General features: G+C 67.3%; 13 protein-coding genes and 1 pseudogene. 8 read left to right on the top strand and 6 right to left on the bottom strand.

Annotation, left to right across the window (positions count from 1 at the left end; translation table 11 throughout):
• Positions 1–11: 11 nt before the first annotated feature.
• Positions 12–1634 (top strand): acyl-CoA synthetase, encoded by a 1623-nt coding sequence (locus ACWEVR_RS12710; protein WP_452467069.1) that lies wholly within the window; start codon positions 12–14, stop codon positions 1632–1634.
• Positions 1635–1987: 353 nt separating this feature from the next.
• Here the strand turns inward: ACWEVR_RS12710 and ACWEVR_RS12705 are convergent, their stop codons facing one another.
• Complete coding sequence (locus ACWEVR_RS12705) at positions 1988–2404, bottom strand: nuclear transport factor 2 family protein (RefSeq protein WP_452467068.1); 417 nt, start codon at positions 2402–2404, stop codon at positions 1988–1990.
• Positions 2405–2512: 108 nt separating this feature from the next.
• On the opposite strand from ACWEVR_RS12705, the pseudogene ACWEVR_RS12700 reads away from it, so the two are divergent.
• From ACWEVR_RS12700 to ACWEVR_RS12690, 3 genes and pseudogenes are all read left to right on the top strand, one after another.
• A pseudogene (locus tag ACWEVR_RS12700) lies at positions 2513–2659 on the top strand (PadR family transcriptional regulator); the annotation flags it as partial.
• A gap of 322 nt (positions 2660–2981) precedes the next feature.
• Positions 2982–4172 (top strand): serine hydrolase domain-containing protein, encoded by a 1191-nt coding sequence (locus ACWEVR_RS12695; protein ID WP_452467067.1) that lies wholly within the window; start codon positions 2982–2984, stop codon positions 4170–4172.
• A 49-nt stretch (positions 4173–4221) separates the two neighbouring features.
• Positions 4222–5727 (top strand): alpha/beta fold hydrolase, encoded by a 1506-nt coding sequence (locus tag ACWEVR_RS12690; protein WP_452467066.1) that lies wholly within the window; start codon positions 4222–4224, stop codon positions 5725–5727.
• 43 nt (positions 5728–5770) lie between these two features.
• Here ACWEVR_RS12690 and ACWEVR_RS12685 read toward each other — a convergent pair whose 3' ends face one another.
• Entirely contained in the window at positions 5771–6415 is a 645-nt protein-coding gene (locus ACWEVR_RS12685; RefSeq protein WP_067493207.1) for a response regulator, read from the bottom strand.
• On the bottom strand, positions 6403–7650 hold the full coding sequence (locus ACWEVR_RS12680; protein ID WP_452467374.1) for a sensor histidine kinase: 1248 nt from the start codon (positions 7648–7650) through the stop codon (positions 6403–6405). The genes ACWEVR_RS12685 and ACWEVR_RS12680 overlap by 13 nt, the downstream gene beginning before the upstream one ends.
• A gap of 128 nt (positions 7651–7778) precedes the next feature.
• Between ACWEVR_RS12680 and ACWEVR_RS12675 the strand changes: the two genes are divergently transcribed.
• A complete protein-coding gene (locus ACWEVR_RS12675; protein WP_452467065.1) occupies positions 7779–8612 on the top strand; it encodes an SDR family oxidoreductase in 834 nt (277 codons plus the stop codon).
• 3 nt (positions 8613–8615) lie between these two features.
• Here ACWEVR_RS12675 and ACWEVR_RS12670 read toward each other — a convergent pair whose 3' ends face one another.
• Together ACWEVR_RS12670 and ACWEVR_RS12665 are read right to left on the bottom strand one after the other, a co-directional pair.
• On the bottom strand, positions 8616–9371 hold the full coding sequence (locus ACWEVR_RS12670) for an SDR family NAD(P)-dependent oxidoreductase (RefSeq protein WP_452467064.1): 756 nt from the start codon (positions 9369–9371) through the stop codon (positions 8616–8618).
• Between the two features lie 94 nt (positions 9372–9465).
• On the bottom strand, positions 9466–10320 hold the full coding sequence (locus ACWEVR_RS12665; RefSeq protein ID WP_452467063.1) for a helix-turn-helix transcriptional regulator: 855 nt from the start codon (positions 10318–10320) through the stop codon (positions 9466–9468).
• A 65-nt stretch (positions 10321–10385) separates the two neighbouring features.
• On the opposite strand from ACWEVR_RS12665, the gene ACWEVR_RS12660 reads away from it, so the two are divergent.
• Positions 10386–10820, top strand: a complete 435-nt coding sequence (locus tag ACWEVR_RS12660) for a VOC family protein (RefSeq protein WP_067637007.1) — start codon at positions 10386–10388, stop codon at positions 10818–10820.
• Here ACWEVR_RS12660 and ACWEVR_RS12655 read toward each other — a convergent pair.
• Positions 10766–11305, bottom strand: a complete 540-nt coding sequence (locus ACWEVR_RS12655; protein WP_452467062.1) for a DinB family protein — start codon at positions 11303–11305, stop codon at positions 10766–10768. The two genes, ACWEVR_RS12660 and ACWEVR_RS12655, sit on opposite strands and share 55 nt — an antisense overlap.
• A 37-nt stretch (positions 11306–11342) precedes the next feature.
• Between ACWEVR_RS12655 and ACWEVR_RS12650 the strand changes: the two genes are divergently transcribed.
• A complete protein-coding gene (locus ACWEVR_RS12650) occupies positions 11343–11837 on the top strand; it encodes an Lrp/AsnC family transcriptional regulator (protein ID WP_067493199.1) in 495 nt (164 codons plus the stop codon).
• Between the two features lie 157 nt (positions 11838–11994).
• Positions 11995–15462 carry an indolepyruvate ferredoxin oxidoreductase family protein gene (locus tag ACWEVR_RS12645; RefSeq protein WP_452467061.1) on the top strand — a complete coding sequence of 1156 codons (3468 nt, stop codon included), beginning with the start codon at positions 11995–11997 and terminating at the stop codon, positions 15460–15462.
• Positions 15463–15471: the final 9 nt, after the last annotated feature.

Below are 15471 nucleotides of genomic sequence, written 5' to 3'. Positions count from 1 at the left end.
ATCTTGCTGATATGGCTTTGAACGTCGCTGATCTGCTCGAACATGCTGTGGACGCGGTGCCCGATCGCACCGCAATCATTTGTGGAGACCGGCAGGTCACCTACCGTGAGCTCGACGAGCGCGCCAACCGGTTGGCGCACCATCTCGCCTCGCGCGGCGTCGGCAAGGGTGACCATGTCGGCGTGTACTCGCGCAACTCGATCGAGGCGCTCGAGACGATGATCGCGACGTACAAGCTGCGCGCGATCTCGGTCAGCATCAACTACCGCTACACCGCCGAGGAGGTCCGCTACATCGTCGACAACGCGGACCTGGTGGCGCTGGTGCACGAACGTCGCTACGCCGACATCGTCGCCGAGGTGCTGCCGCAGACGCCGAAGCTCACCGACGTGGTGGTGGTCGACGACGACTCGGACGCCGATTTCAGTCGCTACAACGGCGTCGAATACAACGAAGCCATCGCCGCGCAATCGCCCGAACGGGATTTCGGCGAGCGCAGTTCCGACGACACCTACATCCTGTACACCGGTGGCACAACGGGTTTCCCCAAGGGCGTGATGTGGCGGCACGAAGATGTGTGGCGCGCGCTCGGTGGCGGTATCAACCATGTCACCGGTGAATACGTGAAGGACGAATGGGAACTGGCGAACAACGCCAAGCAGTCCCCGGTCGGTATCGTGATGGCGCCGCTGTCGCCGCTGATTCACGGTGCGGCTCAGTGGGCGGCGTTCATCGCCCTGAACTCCGGTGGCACCGTCGTTTTCATTCCGCAGTTCGATGCCGATGTGGTGTGGCAGACGGTGGAAAAGCATCGCGTCAATGTCCTCACCGTTGTCGGCGACGCCATGGCCAAGCCGCTGCTCGACGCCTACAAGGCCGGTAGTTACGATTCGTCGTCGCTGTGGGCGTTCACGAGCCATGCCGCGCTGTTCTCGCAGTCACTGAAACAGGAATACCTCGAACTGTTCCCGAATGTGTTCATCACCGATGTCATCGGTTCGTCCGAGAGCGGCGGAACGGGCCTCGGTGTGGTGACCAAGGATTCCGATCATTCGCAGGGTCCCCGGGTGAAGTTCAGTGCGCAGGCCGCGCTGATCGACGACGACGGCAACCTGGTCGAGCCGAAACCCGGTGCGATCGGCCGGATGGCGCGCACCGGTCACGTGCCGATCGGCTACTACAAGGATCCGGAGAAGACCAAGACGATCTTCGTCGAGACCGGCGGCAAGCGCTACGTCGTGCCGGGCGACTACGCCCGCTACGAGGAAGACGGCACCGTCACCCTGCTCGGTCGCGGTTCGGAATGCATCAACACCGGCGGCGAGAAGGTGTTCCCCGAGGAGGTCGAGGGCGCACTCAAGTCGCACCCGGACGTTTTCGACGCGCTGGTCATCGGCCTGAAGGACGACCGGTACGGCCAGACCGTCGCCGCGATCATCCAGCCCCGCTCCGGCGCCACCATCGACCTGACCGAGCTGGATGCCCACGCCCGCACCAAGATCGCCGGTTACAAGGCGCCCCGTTCGTACTGGACCGTCGACGAGATGATGCGTCAGCCCAGTGGCAAGGCCAACTACCCGGCGGCCAAGAAGTACGCCGCCGAGCATGCCGACGAGGCCGCGTCGCCGCGCTGACCAAGAGCGATCAAAGGGCCCCTGACCACTAAGCCAGGGGCCCTTTGACGTGCAAGCGGGTCAGCCGCGCCGACGGTCCGCCCGAAGCCGCTCGATGGCCCGATCGATCGCCGTCGCACGATCGGCCGCCGTATTGCCGAGGAGCATGCCGTTCTCGACGCAGGGGCTGTGACTTGCTGAGCACTAGCCGGCCTGGCGCGGACCAGTCGGGCGTCGAATGCGGAAATCGACCAACTCACCTTTGGGGGTACCTGCCAAGTTGGTCCGCCGCGCACCGTCCCAGTCCGCAGGCAAGGTCAGGTCCAGCTGACCGGGGATCACCGCCCGGTACAAGTCGTGTTCCCGCTAGTCGATCACGCACCGGCTCCTTCGCGTGCGATCTGGGCGGTGGCCTCGGCCTCGATCCGCTCGAACTGCTCGCCCATGCGTGCTGCGAGTGCCTGCGCCGCCGACAGCGGACGCACCATCACCATGAAGTCATCGATGCGGCCGTCGGCATCGAAGTGCAGGAAGTCGCAACCGGTGATCTGCTTGCCATCCACGCTCGCCTCGAACACCAACGCGTGATCGCGCCCGTCCGGGGACACGATCTCGCGGACGTAGCGGAAGTCCTCGAATACGCGCATCACCGCGCGCAGGATGGCCGCGGTGATCGCCTTGCCCGGGTACGGCTTGAACGCCACCGGGCTGGTGAACACCACGTTCTCAGCGAGCACGGCTTCGATCGCGGCCTCGTCGTGGGCCTCCACGGCTGCTCGGAAGGGATGCATTCCCTCACCTTCCATAGTCAATTTTTTGTGTATCGCGTGTTGACGGTAGCGAGGTTTTGCCTCTAAGCGCATCCCCCCTACATGGACATTTGAATATTCTCCTGACCTCGCAGCGAACAGGCCTACCTCGCCGAGGCCGAACGCATCGGCCCCTATCTCACCCTGCTGCGCGGAATCTCCTTCGTATAGGAGAACATTCGCTGGGCCGAGTTCGCGTTGGCGGCGATCGGTCGACGCGTCACCTCGAACATCTAGCGTCGCGCACGCACCCGGGGTCAGCGCACGGCTTTCCGTCGGCTCGAATCCGCGCAAGATTCCTCGCCATGGCGTACCCCGGCATGGCGGGAAGGTGGCAGCCGCCGCAGGAGCGGTGCGTGTTCATGGACCGCGAGCCAGTCGAGAATCGGACGGCCGGTGAGCAGGCGTGGTGGTGCTGGCACTACCACTTCGCGGCAGTAGGCGGGAGCCCGTATTCGGGTGCGCGTGGCATGGGCGGGCGGGTTGTCGATTCCTAGGCTCGAAATTGTCGGAAACGCACCGATGATTTCCGGCTCGAACAGGAGAAAAGACACTGCTCATGAACCGATTTCGGTGGAACTCCGGTAAAGCGGGCCTTTCAGTTGTTGTGGTGGGTGCGGTGCTCGCGGTGGCCGCGTGCGGGGGTGGGACGTCGGTGGGGGCATCGGACGAGGTGGTGACGATGCCGCCGCCCGCGGTGGCCGCCGCGATGGACGCGGTGGTTCGCCAGGGATTCCCGGGTGTCCAGGTGGTGATCGATGGGCCCGGCGGGCATCGGACGTTCAGTGCGGGCGTCGGTGATCTGGGCACCGGCGCACCGTTCCCGGACGACGCGCGCGTCCGGATCGGGAGCAATACCAAGACCTATGTGACCACGGTGATCATGCAGTTGGTCGCCGAGGGCAAGGTCGACCTGGACGCGTCGATCGAGCGCTACCTGCCCGGGGTAGTGCGCGGCAACGGTAACGACGGCAATCGGATCACGGTGCGGCAGGTGTTGCAGCACACCAGCGGGGTGCCCGACTACCTCGGCCGAGGTTCCGGCGACGGCATCACAGCCCAGGATTCCGAACAGCTCGACCCGGACGAGGAGGCGCTGCGGTGGCAGCACTTCGAGATGACCGAGCTGGTCCGGCGGGCGATGACGGCACCGCCGCAGTTCGAACCGGGCGCGAAATCGGTGTATACGAACACCAACTACCTGCTGACAGGCCTGCTGATCGAGCGGGTGACGGGCAATCCGGCCGCCGACGAGATCGGGCGCCGGATCCTCGAGCCGCTCGGTCTGCGCGACACCTATGTGCCCGCTTCCCGCGAAACCGGCATCCGTGGCCCGCATGCCCGTGGCTACCACCGGGTCGACGGTGAGTCGGTCGATTTCACCGACTTCGACCCGTCCTGGGCCGCCACCGCCGGTGACATGGTCGCCACCGCGACCGATCTGAACCGCTTCTTCATCGCGTTGCTGTCCGGAAAGCTCGTGCCGCCCGCGCAATTGGCCGAGATGCAGCGCACCGTGCCGTTCGACCGGATGCCGGGCGCGGACTACGGACTGGCCCTGATCCACCGAACAACGCCGTGCGGTGCGCAGGCGTGGGGGCACGGCGGCAGCATTCCCGGCTTCGCGACCCGCAACGGTGTGACGGCCGAGGGCACCGCGGTGACCGTCACGGTCAACAAGTTGCCGGCCGGCGACGAAGAAGCCGACGCGCTGGACAGCGTGCTGGATGCCGCCCTGTGCGCTTCGTGATCGCCCGTCACCAAGACCTATGCGGCCGAACAACTTACGAGGAGAAACAGTGAAACGCGCGAAAGGGCTGACGGTCGCCCTGTCCGGCCTGATGGCCTGTGCCGCCCTGATCGGCTGTGCCGGTCCCGAGGCGGAGGCGGGCCCACACACCCCGGTCCCGGACCGGTTCACCGGTCAGCAACTGGAGTGGAAAGACTGCGGGGTTCCGAAACTGGACGAGGCCGGGGCACAGTGCGCCGACGTCACCGTGCCGGTGAACTACGCCGACCCACAGGGCCCGACGCTGACGGTGGCGATCTCCCGGATCGCCGGTACCGACCCCCAGCACGGCGTCATGCTGTCCAATTCGGGCGGTCCCGGTGGTGAAGGCCTGGACTTCATGGTCGATGTCGGCAAGGCGATGACGCCCGAGGTGCGGGCGCGCTACGACCTGATCGGGATGGATCCGCGTGGTGTCGGGCGCTCGTCGGCTGTCGACTGCAAGTGGCCGGTCGGCTTCGGGTTGCATTCGGCAGGGCTCGACGCGGTCGGCTTCGCGGAATCCGTTGCGATGCAGGGTGATCTGGCCGCCCGTTGTGCCGCGACCGAAGGGACGCGGCTGCCTCACATCACCACCCGCAACACCGCACGGGACATGGACGTCATCCGCGGCCTTCTCGGCGCGGAGAAGATCAGTTACTTCGGCACCTCGTACGGCACCTACCTCGGTGCGGTGTACATGCAGATGTTCCCCGACCGCAGCGACCGGATGGTGCTCGACAGCGCGGCCGACCCGGACGAGTACGGGCCGGTCGGCATGATGCGGGCCATGGGTCCGCTCAACGAGGCCGCGTTCGACCTGTGGGCTGATTGGGTCGCGGCGCGCGACGCGGAATACCACTTCGGTACCAGCCGCGCCCAGGTTCGCGAGGCCGTTCGAGCGCTGATCGGGCAGGCCGCCGTCACGCCGATCCGATTGGGCGAGTATGAGATCGACGAACACTGGCTGCCGGTGGTGTTGTTCGTCGGGTTGGACAGCCCCGACCAGTACGAGATGGTGGCACGCCAGATCCGGACCATCGCCGACGCCGCGGCGGGCAAACCCGCCCAGCCCGACGAGACACTGGATTCCACCCTCGGATTCGCCTTGAAGGCACGGCCGAAAGACAATTCGTCGCAGATGGCGATCATGTGCGGTGATGTGGCCACGCCGCGCGATCCCGAGTTCTACCGGCGCAATATCGAGGCCGCCCGCGCCACCCAGCCCTTGTTCGCCGGGTTCACGAACAACATCACTCCGTGCGCGTTCTGGGCGCCGCCCGTCGAACCGGCCACGGTGGTGCGCAACTCGGTGCCTGCCCTGATCGTGCAGTCCACCGGTGACACCAGAACCACCTACGATGGGGCGGTCGCCCTGCACGAAGATCTGAGCGCTTCCCGCATGGTCACCCTCCAGGACGTCCCGATCCACTGGATCTTCGGGCGCTACCCGAACTCCTGCGTGTACTCGGCCGTGAACACCTACTTCCGCGACGGCACACTGCCCGCCGACGACATGACCTGTCGAGCCGACTGACCGGACTCGGGTGTGGCCCTGAACCCTGCACGGGTTCAGGGCTTCACGCGTTCAAGTAGGCGAGCACAGCGAGAACCCGACGGTGGCCGACGTCCTCGGCAGACAGCCCCAGCTTCGCGAAAATGCTCCGAATGTGTTTGTGCACAGCGCCTTCGCTGACCACCAACCGCTCGGCGATGGTCGCGTTGTTGTGGCCCTCCGCCATCAGCGCGAGCACCTCTCGCTCACGGGCGGTCAGCGCGGCCATCGGGTCGTCGGCCTTGCGGCGCACCAGCAGTTGCGAGATCACCTCGGGGTCCATCGCGGTGCCACCGGCCGCGACCCGGCGCAGCGAATCGAGGAAGCGATCGACCTTGCCGACCCGCTCCTTGAGCAGATAGCCGACACCGCCCATCCCGTCGCCGAGCAGTTCCGCGGCGTAGCTGTCCTCCACCCAGGACGACAGCACCAGCACGGGCAGCCCCGGGTGCAGTTTGCGCGCGCTGACGGCCGCGCGTAAGCCGTCGTCGGTGAAGGTGGGCGGCAGGCGCACATCGACGACCACCGCGTCCGGGCGATCAGCGGCCACCGCCGTGAGGAAGTCGTCGGCGTTGTCCACGGCGGCGACCACCTCGATTCCCGCGGTGCTCAGCAGCAGCACCAGCCCCTCGCGCAGCAGGGCATTGTCCTCGGCGATCATGACCCGCACGGCAACTCCACCCGCACTACAGTAGGGCCACCGGGTGGACTGGTCAGCGTCATCCGGCCGTCGAGCGCCTCGGCCCTGCGCCGGATTCCGGCCAGCCCGCCGCCGTAGGTTTCCAACGCGCCGCCCACGCCGTCGTCGCGGATCTCGATCGTCAACAGCCCGGGCGCACCGCCCAGCACCAGCGAGATGCCCGTGGCACCGGAATGCTTGGTGGCGTTGGTGAGTGCCTCGGTGATGACGAAGTACGCCGCCGCCTCCACCGCGGCGGGTCGCCTGCCCACCTCGTGGAGGTCGAGCGTGCAGGGGATCGGGTTGCGAGCGGCCACCGCCGCGACGGCACTGGCCAGCCCACGGTCGGTGAGCACCGGCGGATACACGTTGCGCACCACATCACGCAGCTCGGCCAGCGCGGCCGTGGCGGTGTCCTGTGCCTTGCGCACGAGCTCGCGCGCGGTGTCCGGGTCCTGGTCGCGCAGCTGGTCGGCCAGTCCGAGCTGCATGATCACCGCCGCGAGCCGGGCCTGCGCGCCGTCGTGCAGGTCGCGTTCGATGCGGCGCAGTTCGGCGCCGTGCGCGTCGAGTGCGGCGGCGCGGGTGGCGGTGAGGGCCGCGACCCGGTCGGCCAACAGGGCACCCTCGGGCGGTTTCAGCAGGGCGCGGGTGGCCATCGCCTGCCAGCGCGCGGCGACGGGGAGCTGCAGGGTCACCAAGGCCACCGGGACTGCGAGGACGAAGCTCAGTATCGCCATCGGCCACGAGTCGACCGTGAATCCGAGACTGGCGAACTCCTCCCCCGGCGGCATCAGCTGCCAGAATGCGGGGATCGTCAGCTGAATGAGGGTGCTGAGCGGGAGGGCGAGGGCGAACACGGCAAGGTAGAGGCCGGTCAGCGCGTGGGCGACCAGCCAGCCGAAGTCCCGGCGGTTCGCCGGATCGGTGAACACCGTCGCGACTCGCTGCCGCAGCCCACCGGTGAACGGCTGATAGGCCCGCACCGCAGGCTCACCGAGATACCGGGCCGCCCGGCGCCGGTCGAACGACACCAACGGGCGGACCAGCCGAACAGCCTCGGGCAGGGCCGGTATCCCGACCCCGATCAGGCAGAAGGCGCCGACGAGTAGCAGGCCGACCACCGCGAACAGCGCGAGCAGAGCGGTGACACCACCGACCGCCAGATACCAGACAGCGCCCGGCAACCGACGTGCTTTGTCTCGCGCCGAACCCAGGGCCTTCATCACCTCGCCATGCTGTCAGAACGGGACGCGACTGTGCCCGGCCGGTGCACCAGTCCGAACCCTTGACCCCAAGTCGAGTTGAGGTCTTAGCGTGACGTTCGTCGATCACCACGCGAGAGGACATGCTCATGATTCTGGTTACCGGGGCCACCGGAAATATCGGAGGCCCATTGCTGAAAGAGTTGCGGGCGTTCAGCTCCGAGCCGATCCGGGCACTCACCCGTGATCTTTCCGGCGCTACCTTCCCGGCGGGGATCGAGGCGGTGGAGGGCGACCTGGCCGACCCCTCCTCGGTGGCGACGGCGCTGACGGGGGTGCGGTCGATGTTCCTCGTGCCGGGTATCGGGCCGGACGCCGAGATCATCGACCGCGCCCGCCGAGCCGGCGTCGAGCATGTGGTTCTGGTGTCGTCGATCACCGTGGAGACCCACCCTCACCTCGGTCCCGCAGTCGACAAGGCGTCGGTGGAGAAGATTCTCGAGGCCAGTGGGATGGATTGGACGATTCTGCGGCCGACGCAGTTCGCGTCCAATGCGCTCATGTGGGCGCCGACCATCCAGGCGGGGCAGCCCGTCCAGCTGCCCTACGCCGACGTCGGGCTCCCCACGATTCATCCCGCCGATATCGCCTCGGTGGTCCGGGTCGCGCTGACCGAACCCGGGCACCGAGGGCAACGGTATGCGCTCACCGGCCCCGCACCGGTGAGCGCGCGTCAGCAGGTGACGACCATCGCCGGGCTGCTGCACCGCGACGTCGAGGTCACCGAGATCACCCGCGAGGAAGCCCGGGCAGGGATGGTCGCGGTCTTCGGGGAGGACGCCGCCGATGCCGTTCTGGATGTGACGGGTGGCGATGTCAACCACGCGCTGCTGCGGGTGCGTGACACCGTCGCTCGGGTCACGGGGTCGACGGCCAGGACCTTCGAGCAGTGGGCCGAGGAGAACATCGACTCCTTCCGGTGAGGGTCACCGGTTGGGGAACGAACCGACGAGTCCGCCGTCGATGACGAGGTCCTGCCCGGTGATGTAGGAGGCGTCGTCGGAAGCCAGGAAAGCCACCGCCGCAGCGACTTCCGCGCCGTGACCGACGGCGCCCAGCGGTACCTGTGCGGCGTTGCGTGCGTCGGCCTCGGGGTCGGTGGTGGCGTCGCGGTACATCTGTGTGTCGATGAAACCGGGACTCACCGAGTTGACGCGGATACCGCGCGGCGCGAGATCCGAGCCGAGGGTGCGGGCCAGGTTGTGGACCGCGGCCTTGGTCGCGGAGTACACCGAGGCGACCGGTAGGCCGCGGTACAGCGTCCACGAGGCGTTGAGGACGATCGCGGAACCCTCCCTCAGGAGCGGGAGGGCCTTCTGCACGGTGAAGAACACGCCCTTGAAGTTGATGTCGACGGACTGGTCGACATCGGCCTCGGTGAGTTCCGAGGTGGGTTTGAAGATTCCTGTACCGGCGTTGGCGAAGACGGCGTCGAGGTGGCCGCGCCAACGCTGGATGGAGCGCATCAGGGCATCGAGGTCGTCGAGGTTCGCCACGTCGGCGCGAACAGTCAGTACCCGCTGACCCGCATCGAGTTCGGCTGCGGCACTGCGCAATCGGGTGTCATCCCGTCCGGTGATGACGACATAGGCGCCTTCGTCGAGAAGGCGACGCGCGGTGGCCAGGCCCATGCCCGAGGTGCCGCCGGTGATGAGAACGGTGCGGTTGGCAAAACGATTCATACCGACGATCCTGTGTTCCACTGCGGTGTTTCAGCAGTGCCGGACGAACATGGGTCTGCCACCACCACCCACGGCCCGCCCGTGGCTCCCCGAACTACCGTGCGGCCGCCCCGAGCAAACGGTCCAACCGCAGTTGTGTCGGGGTGTCGGCGGCCGGGGTGTGCAGCAGCAGGCGATGGCTGGGCAGGTCGGGCAACAGCAAAGTGGTGTAGTCGAAGACGACTTCACCGGCCTCCGGGTGCAGGAGGACCTTCCTGCCCGTCGTCGTGTCACGAACATCGTGTTCGGCCCAGATTTCCGCGAATTCGGCACTCACGGAACACATGTCGGCGGCGATCCGGCCGAACTCCGCGTCGTCCGGGTAGCGCGCGGCATCGGCCCGGAACTGGGCCACGATCGCACGGGCCCCGTCGTGCCAGTGGCACAGCGAGGACCGGTAGCGGGCGCTGGTGAAGAACGTCACCAGGCAGTTGTGCTCTTCCTCGCCGTACCCGAACACCACCTCGGCCGCACGGTTGACCACCACCAGATTCCAATGCCGATCCAACAGGTACGCCGGGCGCGGTAGCCAGGAATCGATGACCTGGCGCATACCCTCCGGAATCGGGCGGGCCGACGGCGCCTGTCGGGGTGGATTGAGCCCGGCCAGCAGATAGAGATGTTCCCGCTCGGCCGAGTCCAACCGAAGCACCCTGGCAATCGCATCCAACACCTCACCGGACACGTTGATATCCCGCCCCTGCTCGAGCCAGGTGTACCAAGACACCCCGACCCCGGCGAGCACCGCGACCTCTTCGCGACGCAAGCCAGGAGTGCGTCGGCTCCGAGTGTCGCCCACGGCCAGGCCGGTATCCTCGGGGCTCACTCGGGCCCGCCGAGATCGCAGGAACTCCTTCATCTCGGCGCTCCGTCTGGCCCGGGATTCCGCGGACAGCTTGGTCGAACTCATGGCGATGATGGTATGCATCGCGCGATCGCGGATTCGGCGCGGCGATGCCCCCTACGATGAACCGCATGGCAGTCAGCATGAGCAATGTCGGCATCGTCGTCGAGGATCTCGGGGTGGCGATCGAGTTCTTCCAGGAGCTCGGTTTGGAGCTCGAGGGGCGGGCCGTGGTGGCGGGTGAGTGGGCCGGGCGGGTGACCGGGCTCGGGGACCAGCGGGTCGAGATCGCCATGATGCGCACGCCGGATGGGCACAGTCGGCTCGAACTCTCGCGTTTTCTCGAGCCCGAGGTGGTCGCCGATCACCGCACCGCCCCGGTGAACGCGCTGGGCTACCTGCGGGTGATGTTCCAGGTGGACGACCTCGACGACACCCTCGAACGCTTGCGCAAGCACGGTGCGCGGGTTGTCGACGAGGTGGTGCGGTACGAGGATGTCTATCGGCTCTGCTACGTGCGCGGTCCCGAAGGGTTGCTGATCGGGCTGGCCGAAGAATTGGGGTAGGCGTGCGATGCCGCGATCTGCTCGCGAAGAATATCGCCGTGGCCCGCATGCCTGGCGAACTCCTCGATCATGGCGAGCAGTGTCCAGCGCATGCTGACCCTCCCCTCGCCGGGGATGTCGAGGGTGTCGTCGAGGTCGAAGCGGGCGGCGATGTCGCGGGAGCGGCGACTCGCGCGTTCGAACTCGGCGATGACGTCGTCCAGCGATTCGTCGTCGGACACGGCGAACGTACCTTCGTCGCGGCGCGAGTACCCGTCGCATTCGGACTCCGCGAGCCCGGCCCAGAACCGCTGAAACCAGATCCGTTCCGCACCCGCGGCGTGCTTGAGGAGCGAGATCGGTGTGGTGAGCGATGGGACGAGACGTCTGCGCGCGTCGGTTTCCGACAACCCGCGCGCGGTATCGATGAGCGCTTCGCGGTTGCGGTCGAGCATGTTCTCGAGAAGCAGCCGCTCCCCACCATCGGTAATCCGTTCGGTCTTCATCTCTTTCACTCCATTTCCGTTGTGCCAGAATGCGCGGATGGCCATCAAGTTCGATGCTGTCGACGCCGCGTTGCTCGCCGAGCTGGCGCGGGATCCCCGGGCGCCGATTCTCGAGCTGGCGCAGCGGCTCGGGATCGCGCGCAACACGGTGCAGGCGCGGATGAAGCGGCTCGAGTCCTCGGGGGCGGTGCGGGGGTATCCGCCGGATATCGATGTGGCGGCGATCGGGTTCGCGGTGCACGCGTTTCTCGGAATCGAGCTCGATCAGAACAAGATGGACCCGATCATCGAGCGGTTGCGCGACTTCCCGCATGTGCTCGAGGTCCACGCGACGACCGGTCGCGCCGATCTGCTGGTCCGGGTGGCCGCGCGCTCACAGCAGGATCTGCTGGAGATCATTCAGCGGGTACACGCCATCGATGGGGTCAACCATACCGAGACGATGCTCGCGCTGGCTACACCGATCGGGTACCGGAGCCTGCCGCTGGTCGAGGATCTGACGGCACGTCGATCCGACGACGATGTGAGCTAGGTCTCTCGACTCGAGCAGATTGACGCATCCGCTTCAGTGTCCTAGATCACTTTTGAGCAGTCTGATCAACTTTTTGTGTGACTGTTGACACAGTTCACCCCTTCACGGCACATTTCGCAGCACGGGTAGCAGTTTTCCTTCGTGCAGTGAGGTGTTCATGACCAGCGTCGTCTGTTCCACCGCCCGACCGCTGGCCGAACCGGCCGCGTCCTACGATCTGGCCGACCGGTATCGGTCCGGTGCGGGTCCGGTCCTGCTCACCGGCGTCCAGGCCATCGCCCGGCTGCTCGTGGAACAGCATGTGCGTGACATCCGCGCCGGGCGCCGGGTCGCGACCTTCGTCTCGGGGTACCAGGGCAGCCCGCTGGGTGGCGTCGACAAGATGCTGCTCGGCATGCCGGAGGTGCTCACCGAACACGACATCACCTTCGTGCCGGGACTCAACGAGGAACTGGCCGCCACCTCGGTGTGGGGCAGCCAGGCCGACCTGCCCGCCGGGCGCCCGACCCACGACGGCGTGGTGGGGGTCTGGTACGGCAAGGGCCCCGGTGTGGACCGGGCGACCGACGCCATCCGCCACGCCAACATGTACGGGGTGAACCCGCGTGGCGGGGTGTTGCTGCTGGTCGGTGACGATCCGTCGTCGAAGTCGTCGACCGTGCCCGCCGTGAGTGAACGTTCGCTGGCCGCGATGGGTGTGCCGGTGTTGTTCCCGCGCAATGCCGAGGAGATCATCACCCTCGGTATGCAGGGCATCGCGCTGTCGCGGGCCTCGGGGTGCGTGGTGGCGTTGAAGATCGTCGCCGATGTCGCCGACGGCGCGTGGACGGTCGACGCCGACGTGGCCGACCTCGCCGTGACGGTGCCCGAGGTGCAGTGGGAGGGAAGGCCTTTCACATATCGGCAGCGCCCGATGGCCGCTCCGACCGACAGCCTGCTCGCCGAGGCGGACCTGTACGGCCCGCGCTGGGCGATGGTGCACGCCTACGGCGCGGCCAATGCCATCGACAGCATCGAGGTGGACCCGCCGGAGGCGAAGGTCGGCATCGCCGCCACCGGAACGACATTCGACGCCGTGCGCCAAGCACTGCTCGAGCTCGGCGTCGACGAGGCCGCGATGCACCGGGCCGGAATCCGGTTGCTGCGTATCGGCATGCCCTACCCGATCGGCCCGGCCAAGGTGGCCGAGTTCGCCCGCGGACTCGAGGAACTGATCGTGGTCGAGGACAAGACCGCCTTCATCGAGACCCAGATCCGCGAGATCCTCTACGGCACCGAGCACACCCCACGCATCCTCGGCAAGCACGACCAGCGCGGTGCCCGGCTGATGCCGGTCGACGGCGAACTCGACGCCGGGCGGCTGCTCGCCCCGCTGCGCCGGGTGCTGCGCGAGCGCGTCGAGCTGAAAAGGGCTGCGCCGCCAGCACTTCCGCTGGAGGTGCTCAGCACCAAGCGCACGCCGTACTTCTGCAGCGGCTGCCCGCACAACCGGTCCACCGCCCTGCCCGAGGGCTCGATCGGTGGCGGCGGCATCGGCTGTCACACGCTGGTCACCATGTCGGGCCGCGCCGACAGCGCCGTCACCGGGCTGACGCAGATGGGCGGCGAGGGCAGTCAGTGGATCGGGCAGGCACCGTTCACCGATGTGCCGCACCTGTTCCAGAACATCGGCGACGGAACGTTCTTCCACTCCGGGCAGCTGGCCGTGCAGGCGTGCGTGGCGGCGGGGGTGAACATCACCTACAAGCTGCTCTACAACGAGGTCGTCGCGATGACCGGGGCGCAGGAGGTGGGCGGCATGCTCACCGTCGCGCAGCTCACCCACAAACTCACCGTGGAGGGCGTGAAGCAGATCATCGTCTGTGCCGACGAGCCGAAGCGGCACAGCAAGCGGGCGCTGGCCGAGGGGACGCTGCTGTGGCATCGCGACCGGCTCGACGAGGCCCAGCGGATGCTGCGCGAGATCGAGGGCGTCACCGTGCTGATCTACGACCAGCACTGCGCCGCCGACGCCCGCAGGCAGCGCAAACGCGGCACACTGCCGGTCCGCAACACCCGCGTGGTGATCAACGAGGCCGTCTGCGAGGGCTGCGGCGATTGCGGCACCAAGTCGAACTGCCTGTCCGTGCAGCCCGTCGATACGGAATTCGGGCGCAAGACCCGCATCGATCAGAGCTCCTGCAACACCGACTACAGCTGCCTGGACGGCGACTGCCCGTCGTTCGTGACGGTGGAGGTGTCACCCGACAAGCGTGCCGGCCGCAAAACCCTGGAGCCGCCCGCCGTTCCGGATCCGGCACCGGGCGTGCCGCAGCGCACCCAGAACGTGCTGATCGCGGGTATCGGTGGCACCGGCATCGTCACGGTGAACCAGGTGCTGGCTACGGCCGCCCTGCGCGCCGGGTACGAGGTGGAGACGCTCGATCAGATCGGGCTGAGCCAGAAGGCCGGGCCGGTGGTGTCGCACCTGCGGTTCTCGGGCTCGGAGCTGGAACCGGCCAACCGGCTCACCCCGGGCAGCGCGGACTGCCTGCTCGCGGTCGACCTGCTGACCGCCACCGATCCCCGATACCTGCGCTACGGCAACGCGGCGAGCACGGTGGCCGTGGCGTCGACGAGCAAGACACCGACCGGCGACATGGTGTACGACAAGTCGACGTCCTACCCCGAGACCGATGCTTTGCTGAATCGCCTTGCCGCCGTAACGCGTTCGATCGACCACTTCGACGCACTCGCGGCCGCGGAGACCCTGTTCGGCAACACCGCGGCCGCCAATTTCCTCGTCGTCGGCGCGGCGGTGCAAGCGGGCGGGTTGCGGTTGCCCGTGGCGGCGATCGAGGAGGCCATCGGGATCAACGGGGTCGCCGTGTCGGCCACCCTGGCCGCGTTCCGCTGGGGTCGTGTCGCCGTCGCGGATCCGGCGGCCTTCGCCGCGGCTGTCGACGAGGGGCAGCCGCGGCGGATTCCGCCGACCGCACCGGCTGAGCTGTTGGCGCACACCGGCTTCGAAGGCGAGGTACGACGGATCGTGGAACGGCGAGCCGGTGAGCTGGTCGGCTACCAGAACATGACGGTCGCGCGGCGCTACATCGACACCGTCGAAACAATCTGGGCCGCAGAACGTTCCGTCACCGAACGAACCGAGTTCAGCGAGGCCGTCGCACGCGGGCTCTACAAGTTCACCGCCTACAAGGACGAGTACGAAGTGGCGCGGCTGCTGGTCGACCCGGCGTTCCTCGCCGAGGTACAGGCCCAGGTGCCGGGTGGCGAGAAGCTCACCTACAAGCTGCACCCGCCCGTCCTGCGCGCGATGGGCCGGAAGAAGAAGATCGGGCTCGCGCCGAAATCTCATGTGGCGCTGAAGGTCCTCGCCAAGGGCAAGTTCCTGCGTGGCACGAAGCTCGACCCCTTCGGCTACGCCCACGTGCGCAAGGTCGAACGCGAACTCCTGGCCCACTACACCGGCATGGTGACGCGGCTCGCCGCCGAACTGACCCCCGAGAACTACGAGACAGCAACTGCGGCAGCCGCTCTCGCCGACGTCGTGCGCGGCTACGAGGACATCAAACTCGCCAATGTCGAGCTGTACCGCGCGGGGCTGCGCGATCTCGGCATCGACTTCTGAGTGATCACG

The organism is Nocardia sp. NPDC003979 (genome assembly GCF_053605015.1).
This window is presented reverse-complemented; position numbering and strand designations above follow the sequence as displayed.